This window comes from Vibrio sp. 1401 (assembly GCF_033340295.1).
The window spans coordinates 41,604-54,128 of the sequence record NZ_JAWOWF010000036.1 but is presented as its reverse complement, the minus strand read 5'-3'; the positions used below and the strand labels follow the sequence as shown (position 1 = coordinate 54,128).

Genomic DNA, 12,525 nt, shown 5'->3' with positions numbered 1-12,525 from the left:
GCCTGATATCGACTCACTTCTTCCCTGGAACTTCTCCCACACATAAAAAAGCGCCCGTGTGTTCATGGGGCGCTTACTGTATTGCTGTTGATAAGCAAGAATAAAATCTCGGATAGCGTCATTTACGGGGAAAACACAGTGGACGTCTAGGCCTTCTAAAAACTGATTGTCAGCCATATCCCAGAAGCTTTGAAGCGAATTACAAATGATTGTTCTCATAACAGTGCTCGTCTCGGCTTATTTAAAGTCAGATTAACAACTGTCCTTGGTGTGCAATACGGAGCTAACTAGTTTTTCAATTGCCCAGTATTTTAGGGTGAAGGCTACATTACATCACCTAGATCCATTCGTATTGGTTAAAAACCAATCACTAGCGAGCAGAGTATAGCCAACCAAATGTATATTTAAAAGATAAAATTGGAACGAAAATCAAGCAATGGTTTGCGCATTTCTAAGTTGGGTTTACATGATTACCCGCTAGTCCGGAGTAGGGTTTATGTGTGGCCTTACTCCTAAACAAGCTCGATGTGCAGGGTTGAGCGTTAATGAACTGAATCCTGCCCTTTGAGGTTAGTTGGTATAGTGGAACGTTAAGTTTCGCTCCCTGATTTAAGGTTAAGCTATAAATCTAACGCTAAGATTTTGGACTTACGCTGGAAGTTATATAACCCTTGTTTGGCTCCAGGCAAATAGTCGACACTGACTTCGTAAAAACCTTGCTCTCTAAACCAATGCAAACTGTGTGTCGTGAGGACAAAAATCTGATCAATGGTTTCGGATTTAGAACGATGTTTCATGTAGTTGAGCAGTAACAAACCTCGGTTTCCATCACGATAGTCAGGGTGAATCGCTACGCAAGCCATCTCAGCTTTACGCTCTTCTGGGTATGGATAAAGGGCAGCACAGCCAATAATCAAGCCGTCTTTTTCGATGATGGTAAATTTTCCTATCTCTTGCTCTAGCTGCTCTCGAGAGCGCCTAACGAGTACACCTTGTTCTTCTAAAGGGCGAATGAGGTCTAAGATACCGCCAATATCGTCAATATTAGCTTGCCTCACTTGTTCAGCACTCGCCATAACAACTTGGGTACCGATACCGTCGAAAGAGAACAACTCCTGAATTAAGGCGCCATCTACTTTATAACTGATCAAGTGGCTACGAGGTACTCCGGCACGGCAAGCGGCAATAGAGCCTTTAAGAAAGCGCAGTGTTCCAGTGTTGTAATCTAGGTCAGGAGACGTATTTTCAGAAAGCGTTTTGATGACATGCTCCGCCTCAATTGGTAGTAACTCGGCGACAGCATTGCCGTTGTCATCAATGACACCTTGTTCGGAGCAAAAACCAATCAGCTTATCCGCACACAGCTTTATCGCTAGTTGGGTGGCGACTTCTTCCGATAATAAATTGAAGCACTCGCCAGTCACAGAGCTAGCAATGGGACCTAGCAGAACAATTGAACCTTGATCAAGAGTGCGATTAATCGCGTCGGTGTCAATGCGGCGAATACGTCCACTATGGCAATAGTCCACACCATCATCAACGCCGAGTGGTTGGGCAATGATGTAGTTTCCGCTAACGACATTGAGCTGGGTACCTGCCATCGGAGTATTGTTGAGGCTCATTGATAGGCGCGCAGTAATCGCAAGCTGAAGTTGTCCGGCAGCTTGCATAACAACAGATAAAGCCGATTCATCCGTAATGCGGATATTTTTGTGGTAAGGCGTAGTGAGGTCTTGTTTTTCTAGCAGCTGATTAATTTGAGGACGTGCACCATACACCACCACGACTTTGATTCCGAGGCTGTGCATGAGTGCGATATCATTAATAATATTGCCAAAATTTTTGTGTGCGACGGCTTCTCCGCCCAGCATGATCACCATGGTTTTTCCGCGGTGAGCATTGACATAAGGTGTTGATTGACGGAATCCTTTTACGAGAGCAGTACTACGAATTTTCACTACAGCCATCCCTTTGTTTAATTATGTTAAAATAATGCCTTTTTATTCATTGAGTGGCAAGGCGAAATTTTGGAATAAAGCACAAACATATTGAGGTAGGTTCTTGGTCCCGTTAAGAGGGAAGGTTACAATGGTGGCGTCTTTCCTCAATACGTGAACCTCATGTCTTCTGCTGTTAATAAGAATGCTGCGATCACTGCTTCAAATCTGTCAAAAACGTCATCTAAATCAATTCTTCGTAAGTGGCTAGAGCGTTCTCTCATGCTTATAGCGATAGTTGGAACCGTTGTCGTGTGCATGCTGTATAGTGATTTGATTACTCGAACCATTAATCCGCCCATTCCCAAATCGACAATTTATGGTCGCTGGGTTGAGCAAGATGTTGCGCCTTATGCTCGTGAAGAATTTGTGTTGAGTGAGCGCGGTGTTACCGTAAATGGTTCTACAGTGGCGACCAGTTTTGAATTCGATGGGGATTCGTTTTCGTATCGAGTGGGTTCAAATGAGCGGCACTTCAATTTTGTGGGTAAGCAGCATGCAGAAATGAAGCTGGATGCCAATGCTCATTATCTACCTGTATTCCGTTTAGAGGGACGTGCAAGGATAGCGGTAAGATAGTCGTTTTTATTATTGTCTTTTAAGCAGAGCTCTCTTGCGTCTGTGAGCCATATGGATGATCACAATTTCATCTCTCAATCAGTAAATTTTACTTCCAAACATAATCCGGACAATTCCGTAATTCTTCCGCTGTTATCATGTTGCATTAACTGAATGAATTTACAACGAGTAAACGGATTGGCTTAGCGTTGAAACATTTTGTCGTTGCTTTTCAATTGCACCGTATGCATTTGTTTGCCATCCTTTTGCTATTCTCTTTTACGGAAAAGACACGTGTTAAAAAAACTCCTTCCTATTATCTCTTTGAGCCTACTCTTTGGCTGTGCTCAACAAAATGATCGTGCTCAGCAATATCTTGATGGTGAGTTTCCTCAGATCCTCAATCAAGTGGATGTGGTTGAGTCTAACAAACCACGCGATTTTACTGAATTTAACAAGCAAGCTGAGCAAGTGGTGATAAAGTCACCATCCATGGCGAAGATATACCAACCGCTATATCAACGATTAAGTGAGTGGGCGCAACAGAGCGGAGATACCAGTGCGTTGAGTGCGTTTGGCATTCAAGCCGCGCAATTGGGTGGTGGTGATAAAAAAGGTAATGTGCTGTTTACCGGATACTTTTCTCCCGTGATGGAACTGCGTCATACACCAAACGACATTTTTAAGTACCCAGTTTATGGCAAGCCAAACTGCTCATCAGATTGTCCGACTCGCGCGGAGATCTACAACGGGGCATTAGATGGCCAAGGTTTAGTGCTAGGTTATGCACCTAACCGTATTGACCCGTTTATGATGGAAGTGCAGGGCAGTGGCTATGTGCATTTTGAAGATGATGATACGTTGGAGTACTTCGCGTACGCAGGGAAAAATAATAAAGCTTACGTTAGTATTGGCCGCATTTTGATTGAACGTGGTGAAGTGCCGCGTGAAAAAATGTCTCTCAAAGCGATTAAAGAATGGGTAATGGACAACGACGACGCAACAGTACGCGAGTTGTTGGAGCAAAACCCTTCTTACGTCTTCTTTGCGCCAAAAGCGGAAGCGCCAGTAACGGGATCGGCTGGTATTCCTTTGTTGCCAATGGCCGCGGTCGCGGGTGACCGTTCTATCTTACCAATGGGGACTCCAATCTTGGCGGAAGTGCCACTGCTGAATGCCGATGGTACGTGGAGTGGTGCGCATCAACTGCGAATGCTGATCGTTTTAGACACTGGTGGTGCTGTAAAACAGAACCATTTGGATCTGTATCATGGCATTGGTGCGAGAGCAGGAACGGAAGCAGGGCACTACAAGCATTTTGGTCGAGTTTGGAAACTTGGGCTGGAAAACTCACCAACTCAAGCGCCTTGGGCTTTGCCGCCAGAAAAGCTACAATAGCCATCCAAGAAAGAGGAACCGCCTCTTATCTAGACATTTCATCAAAGAGTGCGTATAAATCGCACTCTTTGTTTTTCTATCGATCATCTGGACTTCAATATGCGTGAACTCGATACCCCAGCATCTGACAGCTACAATCAACGCTTTGGCGGCACTCGTCGTCTTTATGGCAACAGTGAAGTGGACATTCTTCGCGCTGCACACGTTTGTGTTATTGGTATTGGTGGCGTGGGTTCATGGGCGGTCGAAGCGCTGGCCCGTACTGGGATCGGTGAGTTGACTCTGATTGATATGGATGATGTTTGTGTCACGAATATTAACCGCCAAATTCATGCGATGACGGGCACCGTTGGCCAAAGCAAAATTGAAGTGATGGCCGAGCGTGTCAAATTGATCAACCCAGAGTGTAAAGTCAATCTGATTGATGATTTCATCACGCCAGACAATCAACATGAGTACTTAAGCAAAGAGTTTGATTACGTGCTAGATGCGATTGACAGCGTAAAAGCGAAGGCGTCTTTGTTGGCGTATTGCCGCAGCAACAAGATCAAAGTGATCACCACGGGGGGCGCTGGTGGTCAGGTTGACCCAACGCAGATCATGGTCGCTGACTTAACGAAAACGATCCAAGATCCTCTAGCGAAGAAAATCAAAGACACCTTGCGTCGTCATCATAACTTCCCTAAGAATCCGGCTCGTAAGTTTGGTATTGATTGCGTGTTTTCAACCGAGCAGCTGAAGTACCCTCAAGCAGACGGTTCAGTGTGTGGTGTGAAGTCGACAGCGGAAGGTCCAAAACGTATGGATTGCGCTAGCGGTTTTGGTGCGGCGACTGTCGTAACTGCAACGTTTGGCTTTGTCGCGGTATCGCGAATCGTTGAGAAGTTGATTTCAAAATATAAGCAGTAAACTAGAAGAAGAGCGCATCATGACAGATTTTCCCGTTTCTCCATTTGGTACAGATATCACCAGCGAAGACATTGTAGCGACTATGCAGCAATTTCAAGGCTGGGAAGATCGTTACCGTCAGGTGATTCAGTGGGGTAAAAAGCTGCCACAAATGCCAGAAGAGCTGAAATCAGAACAAGTTACCGTTTCGGGTTGTGAAAGCTTGGTGTGGTTAGTGAGCCAAGAGCAAGATGGCGTTTGGCATTTTTGTGCGGACTCCGATGCGCGTATCGTCCGTGGATTGATTGCCTTGGTAATGGCAGCTTATGACGGTAAAACGGCCGATCAAATTCAAGCATTTGATATTGATGCTTATTTTAATCAGCTGGGGCTTGTCTCCCATTTAAGCCCGTCACGTGGTAATGGCTTGAAAGCTATTGTAGAGCAGATTAAGCAAGTCGCCGTGTAACGAGTTATTTTTCCAACTCTTAAAAAACGCCGAATAGCCTAGCTGTTTGGCGTTTTTTGTATCTGAGTTGAGATATTTTTTGCATATGGATAAAAAGTATGCAAATGGTCGACTATTTTAGCGTTAATTAACCATTCTATTGATCCTGGTTCATTATATTGCCCACTTGGTTTTTATAAACTCAATTGTATTTAAAATTTGTCTATATTAGATAATAGACATATGCCCCATCCGCTCCTATTCCCCAATGTGGAAACACACTTGGAAGCGATTGGGTTACTTAGATACAAATGCTAGGAACCTCCCTATATGCAATTCACCTTGGAACATGCGCAAGACGTGTTATCCGGAATGCCAGACCCCACTTTTATTCTGAGTGAAGATGGTATCTATATTGATGTTTTTGGAGGAACAGATAAAAAAGCCTATCACGATGGAAGCAATTTGATAGGTGAGACGCTGCACAGCGTACTCGAGAAAGATAAAGCTGACTGGTTTATCGAGCAGATCAATCGATCACTGAAACAAGACAGTATTGTGACGGTCGAGTACAAGATGTGCGCCGACAGCATTCAGGGAATAGATGCTAACAGTGGGCCAAGAGGCGACCTATACTACGAAGGCAAGATCTGCCCACTCGCTATAAAATACCGAGGTCGTCGCGTTGTCCTTATTCTTACACGCAACATCTCCAATCGCCACCGAGTTGAAACCCTTCTTCGCCATCAAAGCCAAATTGATGCTCTTACTAACATCTACAATCGACGTGTCTTTTTCGAAAAGCTCACAGAAGAGGTCATTAAAGCTCAAGAGCCGAACTATCACTCCGCGTTGTTATTGTTTGATTTGGACTTTTTTAAAGTCATCAATGATAAACGTGGTCATGATGCGGGGGATTATGTCTTAGAGACCTTAGCTGATTTGGTTTCTCACTTACTCGTCAAAGACGAAATTTTTGCAAGAGTCGGAGGGGAGGAGTTTGCGATTATTTTGCCAGAAACTTCTCTGTCGGCGGCGAAAGAGGTAGGAGAGGAAGTACGTTCCCACATTCAAAATTGTCAGTTCGAATTTGAAAAGATTGAAATTCCGGTCACGGTGAGTGTAGGCGTGGTGGAAATAGGCAGAAATGAAACCACCAAACGTTTGTATGCGCATGCAGATAAAGCGCTTTATGCTGCGAAAAGAAATGGCAGAAATTGCGTGGCGACTCTGGATAGGCAGATGGAGTAACCTTGTTGGTTACTCCAAATCAAACTGTTGGCGTTATAGCATGTCGACGGCTTTTTCTACGGCGGCGATGAGTCTATCCACATCTTCAGCCGTGTTATAAATACCAAAAGAAACGCGTACCGTGCCTTTAACGTTTAGCGCATCCATCAATGGGTGAGCGCAGTGGTGTCCTGCTCGTACCGCAATGCCTTGTTGATCGAGCAGCGTCGCCATGTCTTGGTGATGAACGCCGTCCATGACGAACGTCAGTACAGAGGCATTCGGTTGATAGCCTAGAATATGGATGTCATCCAAAGCGCTTAGTGCTTGGTAGGCCTTATCCTGAAGCACATGGAGATGAGTCTCTACTTCGTGATGGTCAAAACCTTGGTACCACTCAATGGCTTTCGCTAGAGCAATCGCGCCCGCAACGTTTGGTGTGCCCGCTTCAAATTTACCAGGAAGTGCAGAAAACGTCGTTTTTTCGAAAGAAACGCGTTCAACCATTTTACCGCCGCCGTGCCATGGTGGCATGGCTTCCAAAAGTTCAAGCTTGCCGTATAAAACCCCAATGCCTGCTGGTGCATAAAGTTTGTGACCTGAGAAAACGTAGAAATCGATATCTGATGCCGATAAATCAAGTTGCTCATGTACGATGCCTTGCGCGCCATCAACTACAACAACCGCGCCAACGTTGTGCGCCAGTTCAGTGATTTTTTCGATAGGTTGGCGTGTGCCTGTTACGTTGGTTATTTGTGCGCAAGCAACAATTTTACAGCGGTCAGACAGAAGCGCCTCAAATGCACTGATGTCGAACTGGCAATCTGATGTCATCGGAACTTTAATGACTTTAGCACCCGTTTGCTCTGCCACGATTTGCCAGGGCACGATGTTGGCGTGGTGCTCCATCTCGCTAATTAAGATCTCATCACCTGGTTGTAACGTGCTACGGGCGTAGGTTTGAGCAATTAAGTTCAGTGCTTCGGTTGCGCCCCGTGTCCAAATGATCTCTTTAGAGCTGTTTGCACCAATAAAGCTTGCCACTCGTTCTCGTGCCGCTTCAAATTGGCTGGTGGCATTAGCCGTTAAACTGTGGCTGCCACGGTGAACATTGGCATTTTGCGCACTGTAGTAATGACTGATGACATCAATCACACATTGCGGTTTTTGCGTTGTCGCTGCGCTATCTAGATACACTAAGGGCGTATCGTTGACGGATTGGTTTAGAGCAGGAAATTGCTCGCGTACAGCATTTACGTCAAACATTATTCTTCACCAAGCTTGTGGTAGTGCAGAGTAGGCAGAGGGATCATTGGTTCAGCAACTGACCATGCGTGTTTTTTACCTGAGAGTTGAATGATTACTTCCATCGCGAACTCTAAAGCTGTACCCGGACCTTGACTAGTGATCAGGTTGTGGTTGATATCAAAGGTCACGCGTTTGCTGCGCCACTTCTCTTCCGGGATATGTGACTGAAAGCTCGGGTGACAGGTCATCAGTGATTGTGGGAAAAGATCATGGTGTTGCAATACCAACGCCGGTGCTGCGCAGATAGCAGCGACCAATTTTCCCTCGTAGATGTGCTGCTTAAGGATTTCTATCATCACCGTGCTATCACGAAAAATTTCTGCACCACCAACACCACCAGAAAGCGCTATGGCGTCAAACTCATCATCAGCAATATCGACCAGTTTACAATCGGCTGTTAGTGTGACTCCGCGAGAAGCTTTCATCGTCAATGAGCCATCAAAAGCAGCACTCGCTACCGTAACGTCATAACCCGCGCGAACCATCATGTCGATAACGGTGACGGCTTCCATTTCTTCGGTGCCCGGAGCGATTGGCACTAAGATTTTCTTACTCATTGTTCTGTCCAGCTTTGTTCTATTTGTTTGATGCGTTGGTAAAGTTTTAAATTCTCAGGCGTATTGATGCGATGTTTCTCGGCAGCCTTTAACAAGTATCCGGTTATAAAATCAATTTCCGTTCGACGCTGATGGAATACGTCTTGTCTCATTGAAGAATAGTTCTCAGCTGTGGCGTTCACCACTTGCATTACCGTATCGAAAAGAGAGCGAAACTCGATAGCAATACCTTCTTTACTCATTACTTCAACCAGTTCTTGAGTGATGCTTTCGAGTTGTATCTTAAACTCGGGCTTCGCAAGTTCACCATTCTTACACTGGAGAATCGCAGTCAGTGGGTTAATCGCGCAGTTGATCGCTAACTTAGTCCATAACGCAGATTGGATGTGTGGATTCCAAATGGCCTCTGGAAGGGCATTATGCATAACATCTTTCAGAAAAGTGCACTGCATTCCTTTGTCATTATAACCACCCGCTTGCGTTGTTCCGTGACCGGTATGCAATACGTGTTGGTTATCTGGTTTGTATGCGCCGTGCGTCGTTGTTGCGAGCACTATCGGATTGTTTGGCACAACCTTCTCCAAGGCAGAGGCAGTACCCATACCATTGTGCATCAGCATGATAATCGTGTCTGTATTGATATGAGGGAGCAAAGGCTGAATGGCGTCTTCCACTTGCCAAGCTTTTACCGTGATCAAAATGAGGTCCGCTTGATTTACGGAGGAAATATCTTGATTACTGAATACGATTGCGGGTGTGTCATCCAACTGAAGTGGTTGTTGTCTCTCTGAACTTCTTCCCCACAATGAAACATTGTGCCCGGCAAGCTTAAATTTTGTTGCCCAGAGTGAGCCCACCGCACCTGGACCGAGGATAAGGATATTCACCAAACGCTCTCATTAAAAAGGTTTGCTGCAAGGATAATGAGGGAAAAAAGGAAAGCAAATAAAAATGGCGCCGAAAGGCGCCATTTTTGAGCAAACTTAGTGGTTCAATTAGAACTTGTAAGTTACAGCTAGGTAGTGGCTTACACCAGTCGATTCTAGCTCAACACCTGGAGCAACTTGTAGACCGTCTTTTACGCCATATACTTCTTTGTATGCTTTCAGGCCGTAACCAACCGCGAAGCGATCTGAGTGCCAGTAAATGCCGTTGAACATTGCACCACCGTTTGACGCGGTAGTACCAAATTTGTTACCAGCATCATCATCCATACCGAATTGGTAATCAATGTAACCTTGGTAAGAAATGAATGAACCATTGTCGAAGAAGTAGAATGGTTTGAACCAGTTAGTCGAGATTTGGAAACCGTTCCAACCTTTGTTGTTGCCATCGTAAGTGCTGTACAGGTTTAGGCCGATTTTACCTAACCAAGGAACCATTACATCAGAACCTAAACCGATTTTCTGGTTGTTTACACCACCGTTGTTACCGCCCCATTCCATTAGAGATGCAATGTATAGCTCTTGAACTGGACCGAAAGATAGGTCTTTACCAGTTACGGCATCTAGAGACATACGTGGTGCAAATTTCATGAACATCTTGTCAGGAGCGCCGTTCTCAATTGACTTATCTTGGTTATCTTTAGTCGCTAGGTTAAATACGTCTACGTAACCGTATAGGTCGAAAATACCAGAGCGACCGCCAAATTCCATTTCTAGGTAATCGTGAGCGTTGTCGTCAGCGCCTTTAACTCGTGGCATTTCATCAATTGAGTACATGTAGTTGAACTGCATCCACTTGTAATCGTTTTTGTGGATATCGCCGTCAGAGTAATCTGCCGCCATAACTGGAGCTGAAGTAGCCGCTAGAAGGCTAAGAGCTAAAAGTGATTTACGCATAAGGGGACTCTCTATGTTTGTAATGATTCAGAACACGCAATCTATGCTGCGCTTTCCAATTGGCGGGAATAATAGCGATAAAAATCCCAAATGAAAGTGATAAAGGGTGCAAAACTGAACGTTTTTGGTGAGTTGTGTCACGAAATTATCTTTATTTACGGAACTTTTTGTTTGTTGCATTTGATTGCAATAAATGTGTGATTTGGATCGTTTGCGTAAGCGATTTTATGACTTTTTAAGCCAGTCGATTAACCAACATAAATCGTTAGTGATCGGAGTGATAAGGGATTCGTATGTATCCGTGAATCAAAGAGGACGTTTGAATGAAAGAAGTCATGTTATTCCCACTCACTTCAGTTGTACTCCCTGAGGGTAAAATGAATCTGCGCATTTTTGAGCCACGATATAAGCGAATGGTAAAGGAATGCAGCCTACAAAATGTGGGCTTTGGAGTTTGCCTGGTAGGAAGTGAAGGTGACCCTAAAGACGTGGGTAACGTTTCATCTATCGGAACTTTGGTCAGGATCGTTGATTTTGAAACACTCAGTGATGGCCTTCTTGGTATTACAGTTGCTGGTGAGCAACGCTTTATTGTCAAACGCGTCCGTGCAGATGCGGATGGCTTACGTCATGCAGAGGTTGAATGGTTAGACAATTGGCAACATCTAGACAACTCACCAGATTTCTTCTTTTTAAGCCAGCAGTTATCCCATGTTTATGAAGAGTTTCCTCAACTTGGAAGCCTCTACCAGCATCGTTTTTACGATGACTCTGCTTGGGTTACTCAGCGTTGGCTTGAGTTACTACCCCTAGACTGCAATCTGTTCGAACAGCTAGTCGGCGCAGAGGACTGTATTCCTGCGTTGCAATTTCTGACAGAAGCCATAGAAGCCCCGACTAACAAAGAGGCAAGGATATGAAAGGATTTAATAAAGCTGCGCTAACTATTGTTGCGACATTAGGACTGGCGGCGTGTGGCTCCGACAGTGACACTATCGAGTATTCCAATTTACAAGCAGTGCACGCTTCTTCTGATGCGCCGCTTGCAAATGTGTGGATCAACGATAAACCATCTTTAACGAATGTTGATTATGGTGTGGGATCTGGCTACGTTAAATTGCGAGAGGGGATGAATTCGATTCAGGTCGATGTACAGCTCCCAGGTAATGAAACCGCGACCGTAGTACCTAAAACAGAACTAGATCTTGATTCCGACCTCAATTATAACGTGTTCGTTGTTGGCGATGCCGATGGTTCGCCAAACCCAGTTGAGCCTTTAGTTGTGACTCGCAGCGCCGATTCAATGGCTGATGCCAATAGTCTAGATGTTCAAGTTGTTCATGCAGCTTCAGGCGTTCCTGCTGTTGATCTTTATGTCACTGAGCCAGGTGTTGCTCTTGCTAGCGCGACTCCAATAACTAACCTTGCTTACAAAGCTTCTACCGACGTATTGAACATCCCAGCTGGTGAGTATCAAGTTCGACTTGCCGTAGGAGACAGCGTTGCTTTTGACTCGGGCAAAGTATCTCTTGCGGCTAACTCCAACTTGACGATTGCCGCTATCGGCACAGGAGATTCGAATAGCACGTCACCTGTCAAACTCTTGGTGTTGGACGGTTCGGGCTCTTCTATAATTGAAGATATGGGCAGCCAAGCTGAAGTAAGAGTCGGACACCTTGTCGATGGAGCGCCAGTCGTCGATGTTAACGTTAACGGGGCGGCCTTCGCTCCTCTTGCCGACTTAGCGTTCAAAGAGATTCGTGGTTATTTGGATCTTGCTGCTAGCGCTTACGATATTGACGTTTACGTGGATGGCACAACAACCAATCCGATCATAGATGTTGGCGGGTTAATGGTTGCAGGTGGAATGGATTACAGTGTTTATGCAGTCGGTGTTGTTAGCCCAGCGATTGATATCGAAGCTCTGGTTGTTGAAGATATGAGACGCGCTGTGGCGACTAGCGCGACATTGAATGTGACACACGCCGCGGCTAATCCTATAGCGGAAATGGTGGATATTTACCTCACTACTAGTGCAGGAATAGATGGAAGTGATCCAACTATTGCTAATTTTGCGTATAAAAACAGTGTACAAGGATTATATGTCGCTGAAGGTACATATTATGTAACGGTAACAGTGGCTGGTAACCCAAGTATTGTTGCGGTTGACTCAGCACCAGTCAATGTAATGAACGGTGTTGTGTACCAAGTCGTTGCCATTGATGATGGGAACAACGGTGGTTTCAACTTGTTGGTCGATGACGTGACCGATTAGGAAGAATGGGAGGAGGAAACTCCTC

The 12,525-nt window shown here is 45.1% G+C and carries 13 protein-coding genes; 7 read left to right on the top strand and 6 right to left on the bottom strand.

The features are described from left to right. On the bottom strand, nt 1-219 hold a 219-nt coding region (locus tag R7Z77_RS28920), incomplete at its 3' end, for a hypothetical protein (RefSeq protein WP_411913202.1). A gap of 401 nt (nt 220-620) precedes the next feature. Beyond that, nucleotides 621-1,958 (bottom strand): amino-acid N-acetyltransferase, encoded by a 1,338-nt coding sequence (gene argA, locus R7Z77_RS17155; RefSeq protein ID WP_213967761.1) that lies wholly within the window; start codon nt 1,956-1,958, stop codon nt 621-623. 162 nt (nt 1,959-2,120) lie between these two features. On the opposite strand from argA, the gene R7Z77_RS17150 reads away from it, so the two are divergent. The 5 genes from R7Z77_RS17150 to R7Z77_RS17130 all read left to right on the top strand — a co-directional run bounded on the left by R7Z77_RS17150 (nt 2,121) and on the right by R7Z77_RS17130 (nt 6,540). Beyond that, the gene (locus tag R7Z77_RS17150; protein ID WP_213896069.1) at nt 2,121-2,576 is read left to right on the top strand and encodes a DUF2850 domain-containing protein; all 456 of its coding nucleotides are present in this window, start codon (nt 2,121-2,123) and stop codon (nt 2,574-2,576) included. A 273-nt stretch (nt 2,577-2,849) separates the two neighbouring features. Next, the gene (mltA, locus tag R7Z77_RS17145; RefSeq protein WP_005391723.1) at nt 2,850-3,953 is read left to right on the top strand and encodes a murein transglycosylase A; all 1,104 of its coding nucleotides are present in this window, start codon (nt 2,850-2,852) and stop codon (nt 3,951-3,953) included. A gap of 99 nt (nt 3,954-4,052) precedes the next feature. Further along, complete coding sequence (gene tcdA, locus R7Z77_RS17140) at nt 4,053-4,862, top strand: tRNA cyclic N6-threonylcarbamoyladenosine(37) synthase TcdA (protein WP_005391724.1); 810 nt, start codon at nt 4,053-4,055, stop codon at nt 4,860-4,862. 19 nt (nt 4,863-4,881) lie between these two features. Beyond that, complete coding sequence (gene csdE, locus R7Z77_RS17135) at nt 4,882-5,310, top strand: cysteine desulfurase sulfur acceptor subunit CsdE (RefSeq protein WP_213967762.1); 429 nt, start codon at nt 4,882-4,884, stop codon at nt 5,308-5,310. Between the two features lie 309 nt (nt 5,311-5,619). Continuing rightward, nucleotides 5,620-6,540: a GGDEF domain-containing protein gene (locus R7Z77_RS17130; protein WP_054728419.1), complete on the top strand. Its 921-nt coding sequence runs from the start codon at nt 5,620-5,622 to the stop codon at nt 6,538-6,540. A gap of 33 nt (nt 6,541-6,573) precedes the next feature. Here R7Z77_RS17130 and csdA read toward each other — a convergent pair whose 3' ends face one another. The 4 genes from csdA to R7Z77_RS17110 form a co-directional block, all read right to left on the bottom strand. After that, nucleotides 6,574-7,785 carry a cysteine desulfurase CsdA gene (gene csdA, locus R7Z77_RS17125; RefSeq protein WP_054728421.1) on the bottom strand — a complete coding sequence of 404 codons (1,212 nt, stop codon included), beginning with the start codon at nt 7,783-7,785 and terminating at the stop codon, nt 6,574-6,576. Further along, a complete protein-coding gene (locus tag R7Z77_RS17120) occupies nt 7,785-8,384 on the bottom strand; it encodes a DJ-1 family glyoxalase III (protein ID WP_006742560.1) in 600 nt (199 codons plus the stop codon). Before R7Z77_RS17120 ends, csdA begins: the two co-directional genes overlap by 1 nt. Next, nucleotides 8,381-9,271: a 2-dehydropantoate 2-reductase gene (gene panE, locus R7Z77_RS17115; protein ID WP_053306735.1), complete on the bottom strand. Its 891-nt coding sequence runs from the start codon at nt 9,269-9,271 to the stop codon at nt 8,381-8,383. The genes R7Z77_RS17120 and panE overlap by 4 nt, the downstream gene beginning before the upstream one ends. Before the next feature lie 108 nt (nt 9,272-9,379). Then, the gene (locus R7Z77_RS17110) at nt 9,380-10,225 is read right to left on the bottom strand and encodes an outer membrane protein OmpK (RefSeq protein WP_005391741.1); all 846 of its coding nucleotides are present in this window, start codon (nt 10,223-10,225) and stop codon (nt 9,380-9,382) included. Nucleotides 10,226-10,548: 323 nt separating this feature from the next. Here R7Z77_RS17110 and R7Z77_RS17105 point away from each other — a divergent pair, with 323 nt between their 5' ends. Then, entirely contained in the window at nt 10,549-11,145 is a 597-nt protein-coding gene (locus tag R7Z77_RS17105; protein WP_053304081.1) for an LON peptidase substrate-binding domain-containing protein, read from the top strand. Continuing rightward, nucleotides 11,142-12,500: a DUF4397 domain-containing protein gene (locus R7Z77_RS17100; RefSeq protein ID WP_053306734.1), complete on the top strand. Its 1,359-nt coding sequence runs from the start codon at nt 11,142-11,144 to the stop codon at nt 12,498-12,500. The genes R7Z77_RS17105 and R7Z77_RS17100 overlap by 4 nt, the downstream gene beginning before the upstream one ends. Nucleotides 12,501-12,525: the final 25 nt, after the last annotated feature.

Coding starts and splice junctions, on each gene's coding strand:
- R7Z77_RS17100 (WP_053306734.1), top strand. CDS start 11,142: ATGAAAGGATTTAATAAAGCTGCGCTAACTATTGTTGCGACATTAGGA.
- tcdA (WP_005391724.1), top strand. CDS start 4,053: ATGCGTGAACTCGATACCCCAGCATCTGACAGCTACAATCAACGCTTT.
- csdE (WP_213967762.1), top strand. CDS start 4,882: ATGACAGATTTTCCCGTTTCTCCATTTGGTACAGATATCACCAGCGAA.
- R7Z77_RS17150 (WP_213896069.1), top strand. CDS start 2,121: ATGTCTTCTGCTGTTAATAAGAATGCTGCGATCACTGCTTCAAATCTG.
- R7Z77_RS17110 (WP_005391741.1), bottom strand. CDS start 10,225: ATGCGTAAATCACTTTTAGCTCTTAGCCTTCTAGCGGCTACTTCAGCT.
- R7Z77_RS17130 (WP_054728419.1), top strand. CDS start 5,620: ATGCAATTCACCTTGGAACATGCGCAAGACGTGTTATCCGGAATGCCA.
- csdA (WP_054728421.1), bottom strand. CDS start 7,785: ATGTTTGACGTAAATGCTGTACGCGAGCAATTTCCTGCTCTAAACCAA.
- R7Z77_RS17105 (WP_053304081.1), top strand. CDS start 10,549: ATGAAAGAAGTCATGTTATTCCCACTCACTTCAGTTGTACTCCCTGAG.
- R7Z77_RS17120 (WP_006742560.1), bottom strand. CDS start 8,384: ATGAGTAAGAAAATCTTAGTGCCAATCGCTCCGGGCACCGAAGAAATG.